The sequence below is a fragment of the Acinetobacter sp. MB5 genome, from assembly GCF_003261585.1.
Taxonomy (GTDB): domain Bacteria; phylum Pseudomonadota; class Gammaproteobacteria; order Pseudomonadales; family Moraxellaceae; genus Acinetobacter.
The window spans coordinates 315,685-338,045 of record NZ_POVU01000001.1 but is presented as its reverse complement, the minus strand read 5'-3'; the positions used below and the strand labels follow the sequence as shown (position 1 = coordinate 338,045).

24 protein-coding genes are annotated in these 22,361 nt (G+C 42.0%); 20 read left to right on the top strand and 4 right to left on the bottom strand.

The window, feature by feature from the left end; translation table 11 throughout:
- Positions 1-207: 207 nt before the first annotated feature.
- From C1A47_RS01650 to C1A47_RS01635, 4 genes are all read left to right on the top strand, one after another.
- Positions 208-1,101 (top strand): amino acid ABC transporter substrate-binding protein, encoded by an 894-nt coding sequence (locus C1A47_RS01650; protein ID WP_111891773.1) that lies wholly within the window; start codon positions 208-210, stop codon positions 1,099-1,101.
- Positions 1,102-1,176: 75 nt separating this feature from the next.
- Positions 1,177-2,019, top strand: a complete 843-nt coding sequence (locus C1A47_RS01645) for an amino acid ABC transporter permease (protein ID WP_111891772.1) — start codon at positions 1,177-1,179, stop codon at positions 2,017-2,019.
- Between the two features lies 1 nt (position 2,020).
- Complete coding sequence (locus C1A47_RS01640) at positions 2,021-2,698, top strand: amino acid ABC transporter permease (RefSeq protein WP_111891771.1); 678 nt, start codon at positions 2,021-2,023, stop codon at positions 2,696-2,698.
- 16 nt (positions 2,699-2,714) lie between these two features.
- The gene (locus C1A47_RS01635; protein WP_111891770.1) at positions 2,715-3,458 is read left to right on the top strand and encodes an amino acid ABC transporter ATP-binding protein; all 744 of its coding nucleotides are present in this window, start codon (positions 2,715-2,717) and stop codon (positions 3,456-3,458) included.
- 70 nt (positions 3,459-3,528) lie between these two features.
- Here the strand turns inward: C1A47_RS01635 and C1A47_RS01630 are convergent, their stop codons facing one another.
- Entirely contained in the window at positions 3,529-4,119 is a 591-nt protein-coding gene (locus tag C1A47_RS01630; RefSeq protein WP_111891769.1) for a uracil-DNA glycosylase family protein, read from the bottom strand.
- A gap of 77 nt (positions 4,120-4,196) precedes the next feature.
- Here C1A47_RS01630 and C1A47_RS01625 point away from each other — a divergent pair, with 77 nt between their 5' ends.
- The 10 genes from C1A47_RS01625 (at position 4,197) to C1A47_RS01580 (ending at position 11,962) form a co-directional block, all read left to right on the top strand.
- A complete protein-coding gene (locus tag C1A47_RS01625) occupies positions 4,197-4,652 on the top strand; it encodes an acyl-CoA thioesterase (protein WP_111891768.1) in 456 nt (151 codons plus the stop codon).
- 148 nt (positions 4,653-4,800) lie between these two features.
- Positions 4,801-6,621, top strand: coding sequence for a translation elongation factor 4 (lepA, locus tag C1A47_RS01620; RefSeq protein WP_111891766.1), 1,821 nt, complete (start codon positions 4,801-4,803; stop codon positions 6,619-6,621).
- A gap of 19 nt (positions 6,622-6,640) precedes the next feature.
- A complete protein-coding gene (lepB, locus tag C1A47_RS01615; protein WP_111891764.1) occupies positions 6,641-7,504 on the top strand; it encodes a signal peptidase I in 864 nt (287 codons plus the stop codon).
- A 21-nt stretch (positions 7,505-7,525) separates the two neighbouring features.
- A complete protein-coding gene (locus C1A47_RS01610) occupies positions 7,526-7,900 on the top strand; it encodes a DUF4845 domain-containing protein (protein WP_111891762.1) in 375 nt (124 codons plus the stop codon).
- On the top strand, positions 7,872-8,573 hold the full coding sequence (gene rnc / locus C1A47_RS01605) for a ribonuclease III (protein ID WP_111891760.1): 702 nt from the start codon (positions 7,872-7,874) through the stop codon (positions 8,571-8,573). Before C1A47_RS01610 ends, rnc begins: the two co-directional genes overlap by 29 nt.
- Before the next feature lie 2 nt (positions 8,574-8,575).
- Positions 8,576-9,595: a GTPase Era gene (gene era / locus C1A47_RS01600; RefSeq protein WP_171294319.1), complete on the top strand. Its 1,020-nt coding sequence runs from the start codon at positions 8,576-8,578 to the stop codon at positions 9,593-9,595.
- Between the two features lie 24 nt (positions 9,596-9,619).
- On the top strand, positions 9,620-9,838 hold the full coding sequence (locus tag C1A47_RS01595) for an NF038104 family lipoprotein (protein WP_111891756.1): 219 nt from the start codon (positions 9,620-9,622) through the stop codon (positions 9,836-9,838).
- 8 nt (positions 9,839-9,846) lie between these two features.
- Positions 9,847-10,563 (top strand): DNA repair protein RecO, encoded by a 717-nt coding sequence (recO, locus tag C1A47_RS01590; protein WP_111891754.1) that lies wholly within the window; start codon positions 9,847-9,849, stop codon positions 10,561-10,563.
- 14 nt (positions 10,564-10,577) lie between these two features.
- Positions 10,578-11,306, top strand: coding sequence for a pyridoxine 5'-phosphate synthase (pdxJ, locus tag C1A47_RS01585; protein WP_111891752.1), 729 nt, complete (start codon positions 10,578-10,580; stop codon positions 11,304-11,306).
- A complete protein-coding gene (locus C1A47_RS01580; protein ID WP_111891750.1) occupies positions 11,306-11,962 on the top strand; it encodes a tRNA-(ms[2]io[6]A)-hydroxylase in 657 nt (218 codons plus the stop codon). Before pdxJ ends, C1A47_RS01580 begins: the two co-directional genes overlap by 1 nt.
- Before the next feature lie 87 nt (positions 11,963-12,049).
- On the opposite strand, the gene C1A47_RS01575 is transcribed toward C1A47_RS01580, so the two are convergent.
- From C1A47_RS01575 to C1A47_RS01565, 3 genes are all read right to left on the bottom strand, one after another.
- Complete coding sequence (locus C1A47_RS01575; protein ID WP_111891748.1) at positions 12,050-13,366, bottom strand: ammonium transporter; 1,317 nt, start codon at positions 13,364-13,366, stop codon at positions 12,050-12,052.
- Between the two features lie 307 nt (positions 13,367-13,673).
- Complete coding sequence (locus C1A47_RS01570) at positions 13,674-14,990, bottom strand: ammonium transporter (protein WP_111891746.1); 1,317 nt, start codon at positions 14,988-14,990, stop codon at positions 13,674-13,676.
- A gap of 109 nt (positions 14,991-15,099) precedes the next feature.
- Positions 15,100-17,505 (bottom strand): DUF1989 domain-containing protein, encoded by a 2,406-nt coding sequence (locus C1A47_RS01565; protein WP_264756252.1) that lies wholly within the window; start codon positions 17,503-17,505, stop codon positions 15,100-15,102.
- A gap of 174 nt (positions 17,506-17,679) precedes the next feature.
- Between C1A47_RS01565 and C1A47_RS01560 the strand changes: the two genes are divergently transcribed.
- The 6 genes from C1A47_RS01560 (at position 17,680) to C1A47_RS01535 (ending at position 22,239) form a co-directional block, all read left to right on the top strand.
- Positions 17,680-18,855: a sensor histidine kinase gene (locus tag C1A47_RS01560; protein ID WP_111891744.1), complete on the top strand. Its 1,176-nt coding sequence runs from the start codon at positions 17,680-17,682 to the stop codon at positions 18,853-18,855.
- A gap of 12 nt (positions 18,856-18,867) precedes the next feature.
- Positions 18,868-19,548 carry a response regulator gene (locus tag C1A47_RS01555; RefSeq protein WP_111891742.1) on the top strand — a complete coding sequence of 227 codons (681 nt, stop codon included), beginning with the start codon at positions 18,868-18,870 and terminating at the stop codon, positions 19,546-19,548.
- Between the two features lie 7 nt (positions 19,549-19,555).
- Positions 19,556-20,329, top strand: a complete 774-nt coding sequence (locus C1A47_RS01550; protein WP_111891740.1) for a PAS domain-containing protein — start codon at positions 19,556-19,558, stop codon at positions 20,327-20,329.
- Positions 20,330-20,448: 119 nt separating this feature from the next.
- Entirely contained in the window at positions 20,449-20,946 is a 498-nt protein-coding gene (locus C1A47_RS01545; protein WP_111891738.1) for a cytochrome b, read from the top strand.
- Between the two features lie 239 nt (positions 20,947-21,185).
- Positions 21,186-21,929, top strand: coding sequence for a hypothetical protein (locus tag C1A47_RS01540; protein WP_111891736.1), 744 nt, complete (start codon positions 21,186-21,188; stop codon positions 21,927-21,929).
- Between the two features lie 25 nt (positions 21,930-21,954).
- Positions 21,955-22,239, top strand: a complete 285-nt coding sequence (locus tag C1A47_RS01535) for a hypothetical protein (RefSeq protein WP_111891734.1) — start codon at positions 21,955-21,957, stop codon at positions 22,237-22,239.
- Positions 22,240-22,361: the final 122 nt, after the last annotated feature.

Genomic DNA, 22,361 nt, shown 5'->3' with positions numbered 1-22,361 from the left:
ATAAAATAATTAGACTAAAGTCTAATGCTGCAATATTTTGGTTCACACTGTGCACCAAATTGGGTATAAAAATAAGATTAGTAATTTCAATTAAATAATTACTAATGTAATTGGCTTGATATTTGCTAGGGATATGTAGGTATTTAGCCAAGTCGATCAATTCGATAAACCAACGCTAAAACAAATAATTAATCACAGGAATGAATAATGAAACTTTCTACTAAATCAGCACTTACCTCAACCTTAATGCTTTGTATGATGGGGGGAGCGAGCCAAGTTCAAGCAGCAGATACTTTAGCGAAAATTAAAGCGACTGGTAAAATTGTGATTGGTCATCGTGAATCTTCAGATCCGATTTCTTATGTTGTAGCAGGAAAACCAGTCGGTTACGCGATTGATATTTGTAACAATGTTGCAAATGAAATCAAAAAAGAATTAAAAATGCCAAACCTTAAGGTTGAGTATAAGGCTGTAACATCTTCAACCCGTATTCCTGAGTTGTTGGCAGGCAATATTGACATGGAGTGTGGTACAACGACCAACTCTTTACAACGTCAGCAACAGGTGAGTTTCTCAACAAACTATTACGCAACAGAAGTGCGTATGGCGGTTAAAGCGGGTTCTCACATTAATAAAATTGGTGATCTGAACGGTAAAGCTGTAGTTACTACGCAAGGTACAACATCAGATAAATACATCAAAATGAATGAAAAAGGTCAGTCTGTAAACGTGCAAAATGTTTACGGTAAAGACCATGCTGACTCTTTTGCAATGTTGGCCTCTGGTCGTGCAGCGGCTTTCGTTATGGACGACAACATCTTGGCTGGATTGATTGCAAAATCTTCAAATCCTAAATCATTTGCAATTGTTGGGCCTGTTTTATCATCTGAACCTTACGGTATTATGTTGCCAAAGGATGACCCGAAATTTAAAGCAGTAGCAGACAAAGTAGTCACAGGCATGTGGAAAACTGGTCAAATGGATAAACTCTACAAAAAATGGTTCCAGTCTCCAATCCCACCTAAAAATGCCAACCTAAATATGGCATCAAGTACTTCTCTTAAAAAATTAAAAGCTCGTCCTACTGATGCAGGAATTTAAATTGCCATAACAGGATGCACTGATCACTCAACTTGGTTTTGGGTGATCAGCTTATAATTTTTATAAGGGGAATGTATGTCTCTTGGCTCATTAAATTGGACAACTTTTTGTTCAGCATCAAATGAATATGGTACAGATAAAGCACTTTGGGCTGAAAAAATCTGCCAGCATATTGGTGGTGCAAGTTATTCACAATTTGCTGAAGCACCAACGTGGTTGCAAATGTTAGGTAACGGGGTCGTTACCATGGTCTGGACGGCCTTACTGTCATTTGTTATTGCATTTTTATTGGGGTCATTACTCGGTGTAATACGAACTTTACCCAATAAGCCACTTGCCATGATTGGCAATCTTTATGTCGAAATTTTTCGTAATATCCCGTTAATTGTTCAGCTTTTTTTCTGGGCATTTGTCTTTCCCGAATTTTTACCGCAAAGCTTAAGTGCGGGCAGTGGTGAAGTGGTTGCAGGTGGTTGGTGGAAAAATTTACTGAATCAGAACCCAGCCAGTATTGGTGTGATGGCGTTAGGTTTGTATACGGCTGCACGTGTGTCTGAACAAATTCGTGCAGGTATTTTAACTGTGCCACGTGGTCAAAAATTTGCAGCTTCTGCAATGGGTTTTACCACAGCACAAAGTTACCGTTATGTGATTCTGCCTGTTGCTTATCGTATTGTTTGGCCAACTATTACCTCTGAGTCAATGAACATTTTCAAAAACTCAGCGGTGTTATATGCCTTAAGTGTCTTAAATTTCTTTGCCTATACCAAAACCATGCGTGAAGAAACCTCACAAGATATCGTCATTTTGATCTTATCAACGCCTGTTTATCTGATTATTACCTATAGCATTAAGGCATTTATGGCATGGATTGAAAAACGCATGTCTGTGCCAGGTCTAGGCTCAGGAGGTAAATAAGATGGACTTTAGCTTATTACAACATCCTGATGTGACCCAGGCCTTGCTAAAAGGTTTGGGATTTACCCTGACTGTATCAATACTTGCGATGGTTGGCGGTATCATGATTGGTACACCACTTGCGATGATGCGCTTATCTAATAACTGGTTTGCTCGTAATTTCGCTAAGCTGTATGTCGACTGCTTTCGTGGTATTCCACTGATTCAGGTTATTTTTATCTTTTACTTTTTATTGCCAAAAGTTTTTGATTTTCAGTCGGATACTTATTATGGGCCACTCTTTTCGAGCGTGGTGACTTTTGCAGTTTTTGAAGCTGCATTCTTTTCGGAAATTGTACGTTCGGGGATTCAGTCAGTTTCTAAAGGACAGGTATTTGCGGGTTATGCACTGGGTTTTACCTATGGGCAGTCCATGCGTTATGTTGTCTTGCCACAAGCTTTTCGCAATATGATTCCAGTTTTGCTAACTCAAACCATTATCTTGTTCCAAGACGTGTCATTGGTTTATGTGATTAGTGCACCTGATTTCTTGGGTAATGCAGACACACTTGCCAATACTTATGGGCCAGAAACCAAAGCAACTTTCTATTTGATTGTGGCTATTGTGTACTTCTGTACATCATTCTGCTTGTCCAAACTCGTCAAACGCTTACAAGAAAAAATTGCCATTATTCGCTAATTCAGGAGATAGCAAAATGCCTATGATCGACATTCAACATATCTCTAAATGGTATGGTGATTTCCAAGTTTTAACTGACTGTACAACGACAATTGAAAAAGGGGATGTTGTGGTGGTTTGTGGGCCTTCGGGTTCAGGAAAATCAACACTGATTAAAACGGTGAATGCGCTTGAGCCATTCCAAAAAGGCGACATTATTGTTGATGGTGTTTCACTCAAAGACCCAAAAACGAATCTTGCTCAATTCCGTTCACGTGTGGGAATGGTCTTTCAGCACTTTGAGTTGTTTCCGCACATGACTGTGTTAGAAAACTTGACGATTGCACAAGTCAAAGTCCTTAAGCGCAATATCGCTGATGCACGTGCCAAAGCCACTCAGTACCTTGAACGTGTAGGCTTATTGGCACATAAAGACAAATTTCCAGGTCAGCTTTCGGGTGGTCAGCAACAACGTGTCGCAATTGCACGTGGTTTATGTATGGATCCAATCTGTATGTTGTTTGATGAACCAACGTCAGCACTTGACCCTGAAATGGTGGGTGAAGTTCTTGATGTCATGGTGCAGCTTGCCAATGAAGGCATGACCATGATGTGTGTTACCCATGAAATGGGCTTCGCTAAAAAAGTCTCCAATCGTTTGATTTTTATGGATCAGGGTCAGATTCTGGAAGACTGTGCTACATCTGAGTTCTTTGGGAATCTGGATGCACGCCATGAACGTGCCAAACAGTTTCTAGATAAAATTCAAGCTGTTCACTAAGCTGAAAGCTTGATGGGGAAGAAACCACAATATGTGAAAATGTATTGTGGTTTTTTAATGTGCAGTAGATTTAAATTAAACCAATTTTGTTGAAAAAATCAGCATAAATTTCAGCTTTCTTCTCTAAAGCAAGCGGATATGCGCGTGAACTAGAAGGTAGTCGATATAAATTTAATGACCTATCAAGAAAATTGACCTGACTCGGCTGGTTAAATTGAGGCTTAACAATGTCTTTCGGGAAATTGGTCATCAATGTATCTGTGGCTTTGTCACCGGTGGTCATGATGCTATGACATTCAGGGATTTGCTTGAGCAAAACAGATAAGTCGGTTGCTTGTACAACCTGTAAAAACTGATCTGAAGCATTGCCCTTGAGTCGTATGACTTCACAAGCTGCATCAAAAATGGCGATGCCTTTTTCATTGAGAAAATCTTCAATCTGCTGCTGAAAGAAATTTTTATTGGCGAGATCTAGAAAATGATTTTTATCGTTAAAAAAGCAGATTCCCATAATTCGCCACATATCGTTTTGAAAATTTGGGTAGTAGAACTGCATTTTCCATTTATTTTGTGGCGGTGGAAAACTGCCAAGCATCAATAACTTGGCTTGTTGAGGCAGAAAAGGTGTTAAAGGATGTGTTTCAGTCACAGAGATAGACATGATTTTGTTCAATTCTTGCAGAAGCCATAAACAGTGTAGCAAAATAGCGGCTTTGATAAAAAATGATGATAAGGGATATGACCACTTTTTTTGATTTGCCGATACAGGTTCAACCTGAACACATTGACTTGCTTGGGCATGTGAATAACGTGGTGTATGTCAGTTGGATGCAAGATGTTGCTCATGCTCATATTGCGGCTTTAGGCGTAGGACTAGAGCAATATATTCAAATGAAACATGCAATGGTCGCTGTTGAGCATCAAATGCAATATCGTAAGGCAGTTTTAGCGGGTGAAGAGCTGATTTTAAGAACGTGGTTTTCTGATCTCAGTCCGATGTATTCATTTCGCGAATATGCGTTTTTTAGACCAAGTGATCAGGCAGTTGTTTTTCTGGCTAAAACCAAATGGACGTGTATCGAAATTTCTACAGGTCGTCCAAAGCGGATGTCTCCAACATTTTTAAATGCGTACCAACCGCTTGACCCAGAAATTAATCCTTATGATTTTTCAGATAAAACTGAAGCTTCTTAATTTTTCAGCGAATCAACGCTGTCCGTTTAAATAATGGATACTTTAAAATATCCATCTGCTATAATCCTCGCAATTTCGTTAACAGTTTGTGCTGTGTACAACATGATTTTTAGCGTACATAGCGATTTTCAATTTCTTAAGGTAGCCCATGGCGCAAGCTAAAAAATCTGTTGATATCAAAAACATCCGCAACTTCAGTATCATTGCACATATTGACCATGGTAAGTCGACTTTGGCAGACCGTTTCATTCAAATGTGTGGCGGATTACAAGAGCGTGAAATGCAGGCTCAAGTCTTAGACTCGATGGAGCTTGAGCGTGAACGTGGGATTACCATTAAAGCGGCTTCTGTAACACTGTACTATACGCATCCAAATGGTCAAGAATACCAGCTGAACTTCATTGACACGCCAGGACACGTCGACTTCTCTTATGAAGTTTCACGTTCTTTGGCTGCATGTGAAGGTGCATTGCTGGTGGTTGATGCGGCGCAAGGCGTTGAAGCTCAGTCTGTTGCAAACTGCTATACCGCAATTGAGCAAGGTCTAGAAGTTCTCCCTATTCTCAATAAAATTGATTTACCGCAAGCTGAACCTGAGCGTGTCATTCACGAGATTGAAGAAATTATCGGGATTGAAGCGACTGATGCACCAACCTGTTCAGCAAAAACAGGCTTAGGGGTTGAAGGTGTATTGGAGCGTCTCGTTGACGTGATTCCTGCACCTGAAGGTGAGCGTGATGCGCCACTACAAGCTTTAATTGTTGACTCATGGTTTGATAACTACTTGGGTGTTGTGTCACTTGTTCGTATCAAGCAAGGTCGTATCCGTAAGGGTGACCGTATGCTAGTCAAATCGACAGGTCAAGTTCACCCTGTAACATCAGTCGGTATTTTTAATCCCAAACATACTGAAACAGATATGCTTGAAGCGGGTGAAGTAGGCTTCGTCATCGCAGGGATTAAAGATATTTTTGGTGCACCAGTGGGTGATACCATTACACTCGCATCGACTCCAGAAGTAGCAACTTTACCTGGTTTTAAAAAGGTAAAACCTCAGGTTTATGCAGGTTTGTTCCCAATCGATTCAAGTGATTTTGAACCGTTCCGTGAAGCTTTACAAAAACTTCAAATCAATGACTCAGCTTTGTTCTTTGAACCTGAAAGTTCAGATGCTTTAGGTTTTGGTTTCCGTTGTGGCTTCTTAGGCATGTTACACATGGAAATCGTACAAGAGCGTTTAGAACGTGAGTATGATTTAGACCTCATTACTTCAGCACCTACCGTAATTTATGAAGCTGTGACCAAAGCAGGCGAAACGATTTATATCGATAGCCCATCTAAAATGCCAGATGGTTCAACTGTTGAAGACTTGCGCGAGCCAATTGCTGAGTGTCATATCCTAGTTCCTCAAGAATATTTGGGTAACGTCATGACGCTATGTATTGAACGTCGTGGTGTTCAAAAAGATATGAAATTCTTGGGGAATCAGGTTTCAATTACCTTTGATATTCCAATGGCTGAAGTGGTTATGGACTTCTTTGACCGCTTGAAATCATGTTCACGTGGTTTTGCATCTTTAGACTACAACTTTGCACGTTTTGAAAGTGCAAGCTTGGTTAAAGTTGATGTCTTGATTAATGGTGATAAAGTTGATGCTTTGGCCATGATTTGTCACCGTAATGATGCACGTTACCGTGGTAATGCTCTCGTTGAAAAAATGAAAGAGTTGATTCCACGTCAAATGTTTGATGTTGCCATTCAAGCTGCAATTGGTGCACAGATCATTGCGCGTTCAACTGTGAAAGCAATGCGTAAGAATGTGTTGGCAAAATGTTATGGTGGTGACGTATCCCGTAAGAAAAAATTGCTTGCGAAACAAAAAGAAGGTAAAAAACGTATGAAGCAAGTGGGTAGTGTTGAAATCCCACAAGAAGCCTTCTTAGCCGTTTTACAAGTTGATAAAAAGTAAGTGTCTTTAGGAAAAGTCCATGGATTTTGATTTTAATTTGATCCTCGTTCCCGTTACCTTGATTTTGTTCTTTGTCTGGTTACTCGACAAAGTTAAATTAAAACAGAGAGCGAACAAAGGAAGAGGGAATGAGCATTTCATCATCACATGGGCATATGACTTTTGGCCTGTACTTGCTGTCGTGTTGATTTTACGTTCATTCTTATTTGAACCATTTAATATTCCATCAGACTCCATGGTTCCAACCTTGGAAACTGGTGACTTTATTTTGGTAAATAAGTTTGATTATGGTGTTCGCCTACCTTTAATTAATAAAAAAGTGATTAATGTAGGTGAACCACAACGCGGTGATGTGATTGTATTCCGCTATCCACTACAACCAAGTATTAGTTATATTAAGCGTGTGGTGGGTTTACCTGGTGATCATGTTGCTTATCATGATGGTAAATTGTTTATCAATGGTCATGCTGTAGCGACAACTGTCACTAAATTCACACGTGAAAAAGATCAACTTTCTTCTTTCCAAACACAATATACCTACGAAACGTTAGGGACACACAAGCATTTGGTTCGTCATCTTGAAGGGCGTGATCCTTTAGTAGAGCAATACAATTATGCAATGAGTGCGAACCAAGCTAGCGCAATTCCTTTTGTTGCAAATGTGAATAAAACCTTTGTACAAAATGATGGTAAGGCTTGGGAAGTGACTGTTCCTCAAGGACATTATTTTGCTATGGGGGATAACCGTGATGAAAGTGCAGACAGCCGTTTTTGGGGCTTCGTACCTGAGGAAAATTTAACAGGTCGTGCTTTTTATGTCTGGATGCATAAAGAACCAGGTTTACATCTTCCAAGTTTTTACCGAAATGGTAAAATTGATTAAAAATCAAACTGGACAATAACAATGCAAAAGTCTCAACGTGGGGTATCGTATAGCACTTTTTTGTTAGTGCTGATTATTTTATCGATTGTGTTAAAAGTGGCAGTGGTAATTTGGCCTGCTTATTGGGATGACTATGTCATTAATAAGCAGATAAAGTCAGTTTTAGATGAAAATCCTGCTTTAACTTCTGCTAAATTCAACTCGGCTATGGAAGAGCGTTTATCAATGAACAATATCGATGATCTCAAGATCGAAGATATTGCCAAAGTGTCGAATGATGGTGGACAATTACATGTGGCGAAAAGCTACGAGGTACGTAGCCATTTGTTATTCAATATTGATTTAGTTTTAAGCTTCGAGAAGAATTTTGATCAAAGGACAGTCCAAGCTAAGTAATTTCCGCTTAGCTCAACAAATCGGTTATGAGTTTAAACAACCTGAATTATTACAGCTTGCTTTAACTCACCGATCAGTGAGTCACAAATATAATTATGAGCGCCTAGAGTTTCTAGGCGATTCATTGTTAGGAATGATGATTGCACATTATTTATATCATGCATATCCGCATGAAAATGAGGGACGCCTAACGCGTATGCGTGCGACGTTGGTCAGACAAGAAGCTTTGGGAAAAATCGCCAATGATTTGAAGCTCAGCCAGTATATGATTATGAGTACAGGCGAGTTAAAATCAGGTGGACATCACCGTGAATCTATTTTAGCCGATACAGTTGAAGCCATTATTGGTGCAATTTATCTGGATTGTACTGATTTGGAAGTACTGAAGAAAATCGTTTTAAAATGGTATGCACCTTATTTTAGTCATATTGAACCAACTGACCAACTGAAAGATCCAAAATCTCGTTTACAAGAATATTTACAAGCACACAAAAAACCTTTACCTGTGTATGAAGTGACTGATATTCAAGGTGATGCACCGAATCAGCACTTCAAAGTAGTGTGCAAAGTGGAAGATTTTCCAATAACACAGGGCGAAGGTAGCAGTCGACGTTTTGCAGAGCAGTCTGCGGCGGCTGAAATTTTAAAATTATTGGAGCAAAAAACAGCATGACGATGTCATCTGATCAACCAGACGATCAACCTGTGAACCCTGAAAATTCTGATTTGATTAATCAATTTTTTAGTTCACAAAGTGCCGCGCTTCCTGCTGACTTCCGAAGTGGTTTTGTGGCAATTGTTGGGCGTCCAAATGTCGGCAAGTCGACTCTTATGAATCACTTGCTAGGACAAAAACTATCAATTACTTCACGTAAGCCACAAACAACACGTCATAAAATTATCGGCATCGACACTCGTGAAAAGTCACAAGCGGTTTATGTCGATACCCCTGGGATGCATAAAAAAGAAGTCCGTGCCATCAATAAAATGATGAACCGTGCTGCACATTCAGCATTGCGTGATGTGAATCTTGTGCTATTTGTGGTTGATGCACAAAAATGGACACAGAATGATGATCTTGTCCTTGAAAAATTACAAAATGCGCAAATGCCTGTCATTTTGGTCATCAATAAAGTTGATACGCTTGAAGATAAAAAAGCACTGTTACCTTTGATTCAAGAACGTACCAAGCTGATGAAATTTGCGGAGATTGTTCCAGTGTCTGCATTACGTGGTGCAAACCTTGATCATTTACGTGATACGATCGAAAGCTATTTGCCATTTTCTGAACCATTGTATTCACCAGACCAGATCACGGATCGTTCAGAGCGTTTCTTGGCAAGTGAAATCATCCGTGAAAAAATCATGCGTCAATTGGGGGAAGAACTTCCTTACGATTTGACTGTGCAGATCGAATCTTTCCGTACCGAAGAACCGACAGTACATGAAAAAACAGGTCGTTTAAAGCCTGCATGTACTTATATTGATGCGACAATTTTTGTAGAACGCCAAGGTCAAAAAGCCATTGTCATTGGTGATAAAGGTGCAAAACTGAAACGTATCGGTATGGATGCACGTGTTGATATGGAAAAAATGTTTGAGCAGAAAATCATGCTGACACTTTGGGTGAAAGTCAAAGGTGGCTGGTCTGATGATGAACGTGCTCTGAAAAGTTTAGGCTACAGTGATATTTAATCGCTGAGTTAAGAGGGAGCGGTTATGAAACGACTATGCATCATTTTAGCAACTGTAGTTTTATTACAGGGGTGTATTACAAGTTTAGTGACTGTTCCCGTCAAAATTGCCTATGAGGCCACCAAAGGTGTGGTCAAGGGCACAGCCGCCGTTGTGCGTGCTGTGACTCCAGATAAGGATGATGACAAAGATAAAAACAAAACCAACGATCAAGAAAAGCAAAAAGATCAAGAGAAAGATTAAATAACGCCATGCGTAATGAAGTCCTACATGGATATTTGATTCATCATCGAAAATACCGTGAACGTAGCCAGATTGTTCATATTTTTAGTCAGGAATACGGACGAATAGATGGAATATTGCGTCAGAACCCACCTCCTCAATATCAACCGTTGCGCTTGCAAGCTTCTGGAAAATCAGAATTAAAAAACTTTAGTCAGCTCGAAATTCAATCACAGCCGATTTTCTTTCATGGGGATGCCTTTTTTTGTGGCTTTTATCTGAATGAATTGATTTTAAGATTATGCCCATTAGAAGAAGCATTGCCGCAGAGTTTTTTGCAATATGCATCTGCAGTACAAAATTTACAACACCTGAATACCTATGCCGAAGCACAGCGCCCTGAAGTTTTAAAGCAGATTTTGCGTCAGTTTGAGCATGTGCTTTTGCAAGAATTAGGCTATGCAATTGATTTTTCGAAAGATGCCAACCAAAATGATGTGCTGCCAAATGCACATTATCAATTTCAACTGACAGAAGGTTTTTTACCTGTCGTCAGCCGAAGTTCAGCAAGTTTGCAAGGCGAGCTAATTTTAAGCATGCAAACACATATTCAGGGTAGGGATTTTTCTGCACAGCAGTTACAATGTCTCACCAAGCTTTACCGACAAATGATAACCGCACTTTTGGGTGATCGACCCTTAAAAAGTCGGCAGTTGTGGATACAGCATCGTCAAGTTCAGAACTAAATAGGAAATACGTTATGGCTGCCTTACTGGGTGTAAATATTGACCATGTCGCGACTTTAAGACAAGCTCGCGGAACTCAATATCCTGATCCTGTCAAAGCTGCACTGATTTGTGAGCAAGCAGGTGCAGAAGGAATTACTTTGCATTTGCGTGAAGATCGTCGTCATATTCAGGATGATGATGTACGCCGCATGCGCCCAGCATTAAAAACACGTATGAACTTGGAACTGGCTGTGACCGATGAAATGGTGGCATTTGCTAAAGAAATTCAGCCTCATCATGTGTGCTTTGTTCCTGAAAAACGTCAGGAATTGACTACAGAAGGTGGTCTGGATGTTGTGGGTAACTTTGAACATGTCAAAGCCGCTACCCAAGAACTGACTGCAATTGGCTGTGATGTGTCATTGTTTATTGATGCGGATGTTGCACAAATTGATGCAGCGGTTGCCTGTGGTGCGCCAACCATTGAACTACATACAGGTGCTTATGCCGATGCAGAAACCCCCGAAGCACAGCAACATGAATTGCAACGTATTATTCAGGGCGCTGAATATGCGGCATCAAAAGGTTTGGTGGTCAATGCAGGACATGGTTTGAACTTGGAAAATGTGGCACCAATTGCAGCGATTCCACAAATTCATGAATTGAACATCGGACATTCAATTATTGCAGACAGTATATTTGTGGGCTTGGAGCAAGCCGTACAGCACATGAAAGCCGCAATTCAGGCAGCGAGCGTATAATGTCTACGCCAGATTATGACGAATTGATGCAGTCAGTGATCGGTTTTTTGGGCTGTGAAACACCCAAAGCATGGCTTGATGAAGCACTCAATAATCTAGAGTTGTTGATGCAAGACCATGCTAACTGCGAAAAGAAAGCTGCGGGAACAGCTATGAACCTGATGTTTCGCTATAGCTTCTTTACCGATTTGCAAGTAAAACTGGCACAGTTGGTTCGTGAAGAAATGCTGCATTATGAACAGGTGTTGGAGTTCATGGCAAAGCGTGGTCAGGAATGGAAAGCGGTCAGTGCAGGGCGTTATGCGGGCGGTTTGCGTAAAGAAATTCGTACCTATGAGCCTGAGGCTTTGGTGGATGTTCTGATTATCGGTGCATTTGTGGAAGCGCGTTCTTGTGAGCGTTTCTATGCTTTGGCACCCTTGGTGGATGAAGAGTTAGGGCGTTACTATCGTTATTTGCTTAAGTCTGAGTCACGCCATTATGAAGATTATTTAGCGCTTGCGCTCGATGTGGCAAAAACGGCGAAAATGAAAAATCCTGAAGAGGATATTCAGCAGCGGATTGCTCAAATTCGTGAAGTTGAGAAAAATTTGATTCTCAGCTCCGATGATACTTTCCGTTTCCATAGTGGTGTGCCTGCAACAGTTGCGGCATAAGTCAGACATAAAAAATCCTCTCCATGTGAGAGGATTTTTTTATGCGGTTTAATTTAAAAGAGCGGCATAGCCCACTATAACAAGTAATTAAGGATTATAGGCTTTCTCATTGTGATCACTCACATCAAGTCCTTGCTGTTCTTCTTCAGCGCTGACACGTAAACCGATGGTTTTATCAATAACAGTCAAAATGAGCCATGTAAAGAAACCACAATAGACAACGGTTAAACCAATTCCCATCAGCTGGATAACCACTTGCGAGCCGATGACCAAATTGGCAATGTTACCGCCTAAAGACGGTGCAGCAAAAATACCTGTTAGCACGCCGCCGACCATACCGCCAATACCATGCAAGGCAAAGACATCGAGTGCATCGTCAAAACCAAATTTACGTTTTAAACCAGTGACTGCAAAGAAACAGCAAACACTGGTGATGATACCGACAGCGATTGCACCAAACACACCGACATAAGCTGCGGCAGGGGTGATACCAACCAAGCCCGCAATCGCGCCAGATGCGAGACCAAGTGAAGTAACGTGACCAGCCACCATTTTTTCAATGAACATCCAGCCGACGATTCCACCGCATGTTGCAATCATGGTGGTCATGAGGACTAAACCTGCTGTGGTATTGGCTGCTAGTGCCGAGCCGACATTGAAACCAAACCAGCCCGCCCAAAGTAGTGCAGCGCCAATCATGGTAAAGACCAGATTGTGTGGTGGCATAGAGGTGTTTGGCCAGCCTTTTCGTTTGCCGATAATGAGTGCACCGACCAAGGCTGCAACCCCAGAGTTGATATGTACCGCTGTACCACCTGCAAAGTCGAGGACACCCCAGTTGTGCATGATTGCACCAGCACCACCCCAAACCATGTGTGCCAGTGGGCCATACACAAGAATGAGCCAAAGAGCGCCAAATAAAACCACTGCGCTAAACTTCATGCGCTCTGCATAACCACCAACGGCAATTGCAGGGGTAATCATGGCAAAAGTCATGCCGAACACAGCAATCACATATTCGGGCACACCTGCAATTAACGTATTTTCATTAATCCCGACCATAAAGGCTTTGCCAAAGCCCCCAACAAAACTGTGTAGATTGAGGGAACCTTCGGTCATGCCTGTGGTATCTGCTGCAAAGCTGTATACAAAGCTGACCCATAAAATGCCGACAACAGCCGCGATGGCAAAAAACTGCGAGAAAATGGACAGGATGTTTTTAGAGCGAATCATCCCGCCATAAAACAACGCTAGGCCAGGAATAAACATGATCAGTACCAAAATCGCTGAAATCATGACCCAAACGGTAGATGCAGCATCGAAGGGTGCATCGGCAGCAAATGCGTAGACAGGGGTAAACAGCAGGCTCCCCAAAGCCAGTTGAATCAAAGAACGGGAATTCATAGATCCCTCCTGTTTTGCGATAAATAAGCGAGATGCGGATTATTTTTAAATATTCTTTTAAAGAATATTAATTTCATTTTGGTTATAAGCAATTCTTGTACCAGATTTTATAAAATCTTAATTTAATAGAATGATTTATAAATCAAAGGCTTGTTTTGTGTGATGTGGATATAAGATAGATTAAAAGTGTGACAAAGAAAGGACAAAAAATGTGCATAAATCAGAAGGTATTCAGTGTGTGCAACCAATTGGCGCAAAAAAATCGGGCAGAAGTAAACCTCTACCCGAAAGAAATAATAACTGAGTTTTAGTTATAGGCACGCTCGTTATGATCACTGAGATCAAGACCTTTTTCCTCTTGTTCATGTGAAACACGTAGGCCTACAGTCAATTCAATCACTTTGAAAATGCCCCATGTGCAGACTGCGCTATAGACGACAGTCACCACAATACCAATCATTTGCGCAATAAACTGCGTACCAAAATCAAGACCTGTGATATTGCCGCCCAAGAGTGGTGAAGCAAAAATACCCGTTAAAATTCCGCCAACCATCCCGCCAATACCGTGTAAAGCAAAGACATCAAGAGAGTCATCAATATTGAGCACATTTTTAAGGCGAGTGACTGCGTAGAAGCACACCATGCCTGTGATTAGTCCGATGGCTGCTGCACCAAATACGCCAACATAAGCCGCCGCAGGCGTAATACCCACTAAACCTGCAATTGCACCAGAAGCAAGCCCTAATGAGGTGGTGTGTCGATCAAGCACTTTTTCAATGATCATCCAGCCCACAATCCCTGCACATGCTGCGACTTGGGTATTCATCATGATTAAGCCAGCACTTGCATTGGCTGCCAGTGCCGAACCGACATTGAAACCAAACCAGCCTGCCCAAAGTAAACCTGCACCGATGAAGGTATAGACCAAGTTGTGTGGGGCAATATTTTGGGTTTTCCAGTCTTTACGACGTCCGATGATCATCGCACCAACCAGTGCAGCAATGCCTGAGTTGATATGTACGGCTGTCCCGCCTGCAAAATCGAGTACACCCCAGTTGTGCATGGCAGAACCGACACCGCCCCAAACCATGTGCGCCATTGGGGCATAGACAATGGTTGTCCATAAAATCACAAAAATGACCATGGCACTAAATTTCATGCGTTCTGCATAGCCACCGACCACAATCGCAGGAGTGATCATGGCGAAAGTCATGCCAAACACCGAGGTTACATATTCAGGAATATCGCCCATTAACGATTGGTCGGTCACACCATGCATAAAGGCTTTATCGAAACCACCGACAAAACTGGCAAGGTTAAATGTCCCTTCTTGCATGCCTGTAGTATCGACAATCATGCTGTAAATATGGGTAATCCACATCAGCCCGATAATGCCTGCAAAGGCAAAAAACTGGGTACAGATTGACAGGACGTTTTTACTGCGGAGCATACCGCCGTAAAACAAAGCCAACCCTGGAATAAACATGATCATGACAAAGACGATCGATGTCATGACCCATGAGGTCGATGTTTGGTTCAATGTTGCTGTTTCTGCTGCCTGTGCAAAGTGTGGCGACAACAATAAACAACCCAATACTAAGCCCGAAATAGAACGAATATTCATATTTCTCTCCTCGTCTAATGATCACAATACGTTGCGTTTTGCCGAAACAAAACATCCATTTTTTGCAGATTGCCCAGTTCATACTCGGCAATCAGGAGAATTAAAAAACTTAGGCACGAACCCGAGTGCGTTCAGGATCGTAAAACGGTAGATTGACAACTTTGGCTTTGAGGCGTTTCTTTTGCCCATCGAGCTTGCCAATTTCTAAAGTAGTCTCAGCACTGGCGTATTGCGGGGCAACCCGACACAATGCAATCTGTTTTTTCAGTAAAGGGGAATTGGTGGCACTGGTAACCACACCAACAGGGTAACGATCGACATAAATCAGGTCGCCGTGTTCAGCTGCTTCATTTTGTTCTAAAACCAAGCCCACCAATTTGTGCCGACTTTGTGTGGTTTGATTTTGCATGGCTTGCTTACCCAAGAAGTCTTCTTCTTTACTTTTTAATGGAACGGTAAAACCAATGCCTGCTTCAAAAGGATTGGTTTGAGCATCGAACTCATGTTGTGCAAAAATCAGACCTGCTTCGATTCGGAGCATATCTAGTGCGGAAAAACCCATTGGCGCAATCTCAAAGGCTTGTCCTGCCGACCAGATTGCATCCCAAACCTGTTCAGCATGAGTCGGATGACACCACACTTCAAACCCCAGCTCACCTGTGTAGCCTGTGCGTGACACCATGACGGGAATGCCTTGGGCATTGCCCAAACGTCCGAGCGTGAAATGGAACCATGCCAGTTGATCGAGGTTGGGTTGATGTTCAGGTGTCCAGATCAGTTGTTTGAGCAGTTCACGACTTTTTGGCCCTTGAACGGCAACATTGTGAATCTGATCTGAAGAGTGGCGAATACTGACCCGATAACCCAGTTGCTGGGCTTTTTGTTTCAGCCATGTGCCTGTGTATTCATCACCACAAACCCAGCGAAAGTTGTTTTCACCCAAACGGAAAATCGTACCGTCATCGAGCATACCGCCTGTTTCGAGGCAAATCGCAGAATAGACAATTTCACCAATTGCGAGTTTGCGGACATTGCGTGTCAGCATATATTGCAAGAAACTTTCGGCATCGGGCCCTGTAATTTCAAATTTGCGTAAAGCAGTGAGGTCAATCATCGCCACGCGTTCACGACACGCCAGATACTCGGCCTTGGCACCCCAACCATGATATTCATCAGCCACCCAATACCCATGATATTCAACGAGGTGCGAGGTCAGGGCAGCAATACGCGAATGAAAGCCACTTTGTTTGGTCATGCGGGGCATCTCCTCAGGATGAGTACGGTACAGTTGGGAACGTGAAAATTGTTCGGATTCGGCATAAATTCGGACATGAATATCACTCGGTACCCAGCCGTTGGATGGGTCGATGTCGTCAGGGCATGCCGATGAAGCACAGAGCAGGTCTTTGTGTGCGCGCAGCAAAATATAGTCGCCTGCACGTGACCACGGTTCATCCATGCTGATGCTGCCGCAAGCTTCAACTTGGGTGTTGTAGAAAAAATTGATCGCAGGCCATGCGGCTTTAGGGCTCAAGCCCAGTGGACTTAAAATACGGTTAAAGTTATCGGTACAGGAGATGTGTCCAAAGTAGCCACTGTCTTCATAAAATTTCGGGCTACATGCAGTTAGAAACATATCATGTCGCCCCACAGTATCTTGAACCACTTCAACTAGGGCTTGCATGTCTGTGCCATAAAAGCGTGAGTGAATGCCAGGCGTTGGGGTGCTGTGTCCAAGTAGGGTGCGAGTTGCAACAGCATCCAGTCCAATTTCCTGACCATATTCCAATGCTTTGGCATCGAAGGCGAGAAAGTCTGAACACTGCTTGCCTGACACATCAATAATCTGAATCCATTGTCCTGCTTTGACGCTATAGGTTTTGGCACTGGCTTTGCCCACGCGGATCTCCTGAATCGGCTGTGCCAGTGGTGCAGGTAAGTATTCAGTTTGGGCTTTGGCTTTATGGATGATGGCTTGGACTTCATCAATTGCATCTTGCTGATCAACTGACATGTTTTTACCAGTATTGAGTAAAATCACAGCAATGTTTTCGGTGGTACGAAAACGAACATGTTCAGTCTGTTGTATGCGAAGTACCACGTCTAAATCGGTTTGAGCAATATTGAATTTTTGCAATTGGTATTCAAGACGCTGAGCAACGCTGTCTTGTTGTACAAGTTGTTCAAGCGTTTGTATGGCTGTTCCAAAGCTGATAATGCCATTGGGGCTGACCAGTTGTAGTAAGGGTAACTGGATTTTACCTTGTGCATTTCGCACCAAGATTTCGATCCCTTGACCTGCTGGAAGATTCAGTTCTAATTCATCCTGAGCTTCAAGTGACAACAGCAGAGCCGATTGCGGATCAACCCGTAACTGGATTTGTTGCAGCGGAACCTGTAAATGGAAAAACTGCTCAGTTTCGACTGAGAGATGTTGTGGTAAATTGCCCATATGCATTGCCTTTGCGCTGTTGTCCTCACTCGCATCACCACATGCAGATTTGCCTGTCGCCATGCCTGAATGAAATTCAATATCGCCAGTTCAAAAACAGATCACAATTGCCCAGAATGATTACCCCCAATGAGGTAAAGCCTGATTTTGGCATGAATAATGCTCAAATTTTATAACTATTAAGAATAAAAATGGGGCAAAGATGCAGTGGATTGGGCAATACGATACGGAGCGGCAATGAAAGCTTGGCAGTCTTGGTCACAGGTCTGGCACAAGCGCCGTACAGCGACAGATGCAGCAGAAACCTCGCTGCAACAGCAGCTCTTTGCTGCACGATATGAAAGTCTGCTGCTTCGACTGATGCTGAATATTGCCCGTGTCGAGCAACCCAATTCACAATTGCCTGAGTTACTGCATGACTTGCAACAGCAGCTCAATGGCACTTTTGCAATGCAGCATGTGCCAAAACTGTGCCTTGTGTTGTGCTATCCATTTACGCAGGAATGTTTTATTTACCATGCTCAAGAGACTCAACTTGAGCGACAGGATTTAAACCAGATTCAGTCGGTTTTACTGAATCAAACTTACTATGCACAGTCTAAGGTTGAAAACCTGCTACAGATTCAAAACCATCAGGCACGTTTGTTGGTACTGGGACAAGAAGTGGTGGTCTGGCGGGTCTATGTGCAGCAGACGAATACGTTTAATCGTGATATGCAACCCTATCTGCAGCAACTGGATGATGCCTTGCAACAGGGCTTTCAGCACTGGATTGAGCAACAACAAAAACGGCAGGCGATTTTACTCAAAGAGCGCCGTGAATTTGCCGCAGAACTACATGACAGCATTGCACAAGTTTTGGGCTTTTTACGCTTGAAGTCAGCACAGCTACATAGCCTGTGTAAGAACCAGTCGGCTTATAGCGCCTTGTTGCCACTCAGTGAAGACCTTGCCAGTTATACCCATTACGCCTATCAGCAGACACGAGAGCTGATTACCGCCTCACGTTTGGCCTATCAAGAACTAGATTTTGCTTCGGCACTGAATAAAGTCATGGATGAGTTTTCTCACCAGTCCAGTATTTCCTTTGAATTGGACAATCGGGTAGCACATTTCAAAGTCAGCGCCAAACATGCCATGCAACTGCTCTACATTATTCGGGAAAGCCTAAGCAATATCGTGCGGCATTCTCATGCGTCAAGTGCGCAGGTACGCATTGAGTATTTGAATTCGGGAGCGTTGCAAATCTGTATTTGTGACAATGGGCGTGGCATTCAGTTACAAAATAAACGTAGTGACAGTTTTGGTTTAGAAATTATGCAGGAACGGGCGGAACGGATTGGCGCAGAACTACGTTTTGTTGCCAATCAGCCGCAAGGCACCTGCGTCATATTGCTTTTGGAACAACATTAGAGGAAGGTCGTCATGTGTAAAGTCAGTATTGTAGATGATCATGCGTTATTTCGCCGTGGGGTTGCAGACATTATTCGGCAGGAACAAGGTTACGATGTACTTGCCGAATATGCTTCTGGTGCCGATTTTTTGCAAGGCTTAGCTGAACAGTATCCCGATGTGGTGCTGCTCGATTTGCAAATGCCGAACGAATCGGGCTTGGAGATTTTAAAGCACATTCGTCAGACCGATCAGGAACTCAAAGTCATTATCTTAACGGCCTGTGAAGATGAACAAGTGGTGATTGATGCGATTCAACTGGGGGCAAATGGCTTTTTGCCGAAGGACACATTGCCTGAAGTGATTTTGCAAAAATTGCACGATGTTTTAGATGGACAGATCATTTTACATGGGCAAGGTGTGAATATTTTGGCACGACAAGTGCGCCGTGTGCAGCCGCAGCTCAGTGAAACCGAATCTTGGGAAATTGAACAACAAGAACAACAGGATTTGGCGGACATGACTGCAAGGGAAAAAGAAACCCTGTTGCTGATTGCCAAAGGACTGAACAATAAACTGATTGCACGCGAACTCGGCATTAGTGATGGTACGGTCAAAGTCTATGTGAAAAGCTTGCTGCGTAAACTCAGTGTACATTCACGGTTGGAATTGTCAGTGTGGGCGCATCAGCATTTGAAATCATTGCGAAGTTGAGGTGACTATGCTGAAACTGTTTCGCCGTCCTGCACAGGTTTATCCCTTGCAGTTGTTACACACCTATTGGTCACCTGTATTTGACCGTTTTGCCGAAGTGGTGCTGATTGTAGATCAGTACCTGAATATTTATAAAAGTAATATTACGTGGCAGCATTTTAGCCAAAGTGACATGCAAGACCTGAGTTTGTCTTTATATCCAGAAGATGTGCATAAACTGAAAAGTCTGCTGAGTTCACCACAGCTTACGGAAAGTTGTCGGATTCGCCTGAGGGATGCACAGCAGAATTTACGCTGGTTTGAACTCTCCGCCAATTATTTAGTGAGTCAGCCTGAAACACAGCAATATTATTGGTGTTTGTTGCTGTCCGATCAGACTGAAAAAATTAAACAGCAATATCTACAATCGGCACAGCAGCGCAGCTTGAATGATCTGATCAAACGTTTACCGATGATGTTGTACCGTTCCCGCAATGATTTTGACTGGACAATGGAATATCTGAGTGATGGCTGTGTGGATGTGACAGGGTATCCCCCAGCAGAGTTACTCAATACGCCTCGCTATGGGCAGATGATTCACCCAGATGATGCAACTTATGTCTGGTCATCCGTACAAGATGCGCTGAATCAAAAAGGGATATTTGATGTGATCTACCGAATCTTGCCTGATGGTGAGCAGGTGGTTTGGGTACGGGATCTTGGTTGGGGAGTTTATTCGGAAAGCGATATGATCTTGGCAGTTGAGGGAATTATTTGGCATACACAGCCACCTCAGCCCTAAGAAAGCCTTAAGAATTAAGCTGATATGCTTTCAATTTGTATATTTTTATTAAAGTTAATTTTATTCGTATATTGACCGTGATTTAATCAAACTATAAATGTTGAATTCAAGAAATCACCATGATTAAAAAATATCCAAGAACCATGATGGCGATTCACTGGATTACACTGATTGCCGTTGCAACAGCTTATATTACCAGTGGAAACCCGATCAAAGAGCCTCAACTTGGAACAATCCATCTTCTTTCTGGTGGAACCGTATTTGTTCTATTTTGCTTGAGATGTATCGCTTTTTTAGCGTTACATAAAGATTTTCCAAAAAATCAAATTTTGGGCAAGTTTCAGCATTTTGCCTTTAAAAGTGTCAAAGTGCTCTTGTATGCATTATTAATTATTGTACCTGTTTCAGGGTTTATTGCCTTGTCGAGCATTACTCAACACTATGTATTCTTTGGTCTCAACTTACCTTTAATATTTTCAGTCTATGGCATTCATGGATTGGGTAATATTCATCAGGTCTTAGGTAATATCTTTATCTATCTGGTGGGGTTACATGCTTGTGCCGCATTATTTCATCACTTTGTTGTGAAAGATAATGTACTGAAATCGATGTTATAAATCGTATTTAAAAAATCTAAGGCTGAGCTTATAGAAATGAATCTATAAGCTCAGCTTTTTTTATGTAGTAAAAAATAAAGTCTTTCATCAACAAGGATATAAAGCATGAAGGATGTAGAAATATGATGAAACATTAAATTGTTCTTTTTTTAATCAAACTAAATATTATAATTTTTGAAAGCGTATCTGCTTTTAAGTTTGCAAATAATAAGGAATGTCTTAATGAAAGGAGCATAAAAATGCCAATTTTCGCTTTAAATCAATTCCGTTGTTTCATGGCACTGAGTGCTTTAGTCAGTAGTAGTTTATGTTTTGCCGCAAATGATATCCGAACGCAACGGGTACAATTTCCGAAAGGTAGCAACAGTACAGTCATTACCTCCAGTATTCGCGGTTATGAAATTGTTGACTATGTGGTAAGAGCGCAAGCAGGTCAGTATATGAATACCAGTTTAGCCACCCGACATGGCGCAACCTATTTCAATATCCTACTTCCATATGAAAATGAAACTGCAATGTTTATCGGTTCTACGAGAGGTAAGCAATTTGAGGGAACACTGCCGCAAACAGGGGATTATAAAATCCGTGTTTATATGATGCGCTCCGCAGCACGTAGAAATGAAGTTGCCAATTACCGACTTGAAATTATCATTGCAAGCCCACGAGATCATTTCGATAAAAAAGTGCCTGGAACGAGTTATCACGCGACAGGGAAAATCCGATGTTCGATGTATCGGCATCAATCCATGGGGAACTGTAATTTTGGTGTAAAACGTGAAGGCTATGGAAATGCAACGGTCAGCATTACCAAACCTGATGGTATGAAACGCCAGATCTTCTTTAAACGCGGAAATGCAATTGGATATGATCAAAGTCAGGCCGATTCTTCACGGTTTAGAGCCGAAAAAGTTTCTGATGTTAGTATCATTTATATCGGTCATGAAAAATACGAAATCCCTGATGCTGTGGTTTCAGGCGGATAGTGTTTAGACCTGAACAGGTGCATGTATGGAAATGCTTGCAAGATTTTTAGTGGGTCAACCATTCAATATCTTTGTGGTTGCCTGCCTGTTTTTTGCCCGATATTTGTACCTAAAGTTGTACAAAACGCAGAAGAAAGGGCATGTCATCTTTTTGGTCAGTGGTCTGGCATGGCTGTTTTACGCACTTTGGGAATGGCTAATAAAAGTTAAAACGCCTGAAGCTGATATTCGTGTGGATTTATTATTGATTTGGCCTGTATTACTGGTTTTGTTGATCTGGGCGGTGATTTCTTCATTGAAAAATGATTAAAACATTAACCCACAGGATATAAGCGCTTTATTTTAAAAGCATCATTGAACCTGTCTTTGGCGGGTTTTTTTATTTTCAAAATTTGATGCGTGGTATCTCATTTGTAATACCCCATCTTAGGA

What these genes read in the sequence shown, in the direction of transcription:
- C1A47_RS01640 (WP_111891771.1), top strand. Translation starts at nt 2,021, where the DNA reads ATGGACTTTAGCTTATTACAACATCCTGATGTGACCCAGGCCTTGCTA.
- C1A47_RS01565 (WP_264756252.1), bottom strand. Translation starts at nt 17,505, where the DNA reads ATGGCGACAGGCAAATCTGCATGTGGTGATGCGAGTGAGGACAACAGC.
- C1A47_RS01555 (WP_111891742.1), top strand. Translation starts at nt 18,868, where the DNA reads ATGTGTAAAGTCAGTATTGTAGATGATCATGCGTTATTTCGCCGTGGG.
- C1A47_RS01645 (WP_111891772.1), top strand. Translation starts at nt 1,177, where the DNA reads ATGTCTCTTGGCTCATTAAATTGGACAACTTTTTGTTCAGCATCAAAT.
- C1A47_RS01535 (WP_111891734.1), top strand. Translation starts at nt 21,955, where the DNA reads ATGGAAATGCTTGCAAGATTTTTAGTGGGTCAACCATTCAATATCTTT.
- lepB (WP_111891764.1), top strand. Translation starts at nt 6,641, where the DNA reads ATGGATTTTGATTTTAATTTGATCCTCGTTCCCGTTACCTTGATTTTG.
- C1A47_RS01625 (WP_111891768.1), top strand. Translation starts at nt 4,197, where the DNA reads ATGACCACTTTTTTTGATTTGCCGATACAGGTTCAACCTGAACACATT.
- era (WP_171294319.1), top strand. Translation starts at nt 8,576, where the DNA reads ATGTCATCTGATCAACCAGACGATCAACCTGTGAACCCTGAAAATTCT.
- C1A47_RS01595 (WP_111891756.1), top strand. Translation starts at nt 9,620, where the DNA reads ATGAAACGACTATGCATCATTTTAGCAACTGTAGTTTTATTACAGGGG.
- C1A47_RS01635 (WP_111891770.1), top strand. Translation starts at nt 2,715, where the DNA reads ATGCCTATGATCGACATTCAACATATCTCTAAATGGTATGGTGATTTC.
- C1A47_RS01560 (WP_111891744.1), top strand. Translation starts at nt 17,680, where the DNA reads ATGAAAGCTTGGCAGTCTTGGTCACAGGTCTGGCACAAGCGCCGTACA.
- C1A47_RS01550 (WP_111891740.1), top strand. Translation starts at nt 19,556, where the DNA reads ATGCTGAAACTGTTTCGCCGTCCTGCACAGGTTTATCCCTTGCAGTTG.
- C1A47_RS01570 (WP_111891746.1), bottom strand. Translation starts at nt 14,990, where the DNA reads ATGAATATTCGTTCTATTTCGGGCTTAGTATTGGGTTGTTTATTGTTG.
- C1A47_RS01610 (WP_111891762.1), top strand. Translation starts at nt 7,526, where the DNA reads ATGCAAAAGTCTCAACGTGGGGTATCGTATAGCACTTTTTTGTTAGTG.
- C1A47_RS01575 (WP_111891748.1), bottom strand. Translation starts at nt 13,366, where the DNA reads ATGAATTCCCGTTCTTTGATTCAACTGGCTTTGGGGAGCCTGCTGTTT.
- C1A47_RS01580 (WP_111891750.1), top strand. Translation starts at nt 11,306, where the DNA reads ATGTCTACGCCAGATTATGACGAATTGATGCAGTCAGTGATCGGTTTT.
- C1A47_RS01545 (WP_111891738.1), top strand. Translation starts at nt 20,449, where the DNA reads ATGATTAAAAAATATCCAAGAACCATGATGGCGATTCACTGGATTACA.
- lepA (WP_111891766.1), top strand. Translation starts at nt 4,801, where the DNA reads ATGGCGCAAGCTAAAAAATCTGTTGATATCAAAAACATCCGCAACTTC.
- recO (WP_111891754.1), top strand. Translation starts at nt 9,847, where the DNA reads ATGCGTAATGAAGTCCTACATGGATATTTGATTCATCATCGAAAATAC.
- C1A47_RS01650 (WP_111891773.1), top strand. Translation starts at nt 208, where the DNA reads ATGAAACTTTCTACTAAATCAGCACTTACCTCAACCTTAATGCTTTGT.
- pdxJ (WP_111891752.1), top strand. Translation starts at nt 10,578, where the DNA reads ATGGCTGCCTTACTGGGTGTAAATATTGACCATGTCGCGACTTTAAGA.
- C1A47_RS01630 (WP_111891769.1), bottom strand. Translation starts at nt 4,119, where the DNA reads ATGTCTATCTCTGTGACTGAAACACATCCTTTAACACCTTTTCTGCCT.
- C1A47_RS01540 (WP_111891736.1), top strand. Translation starts at nt 21,186, where the DNA reads ATGCCAATTTTCGCTTTAAATCAATTCCGTTGTTTCATGGCACTGAGT.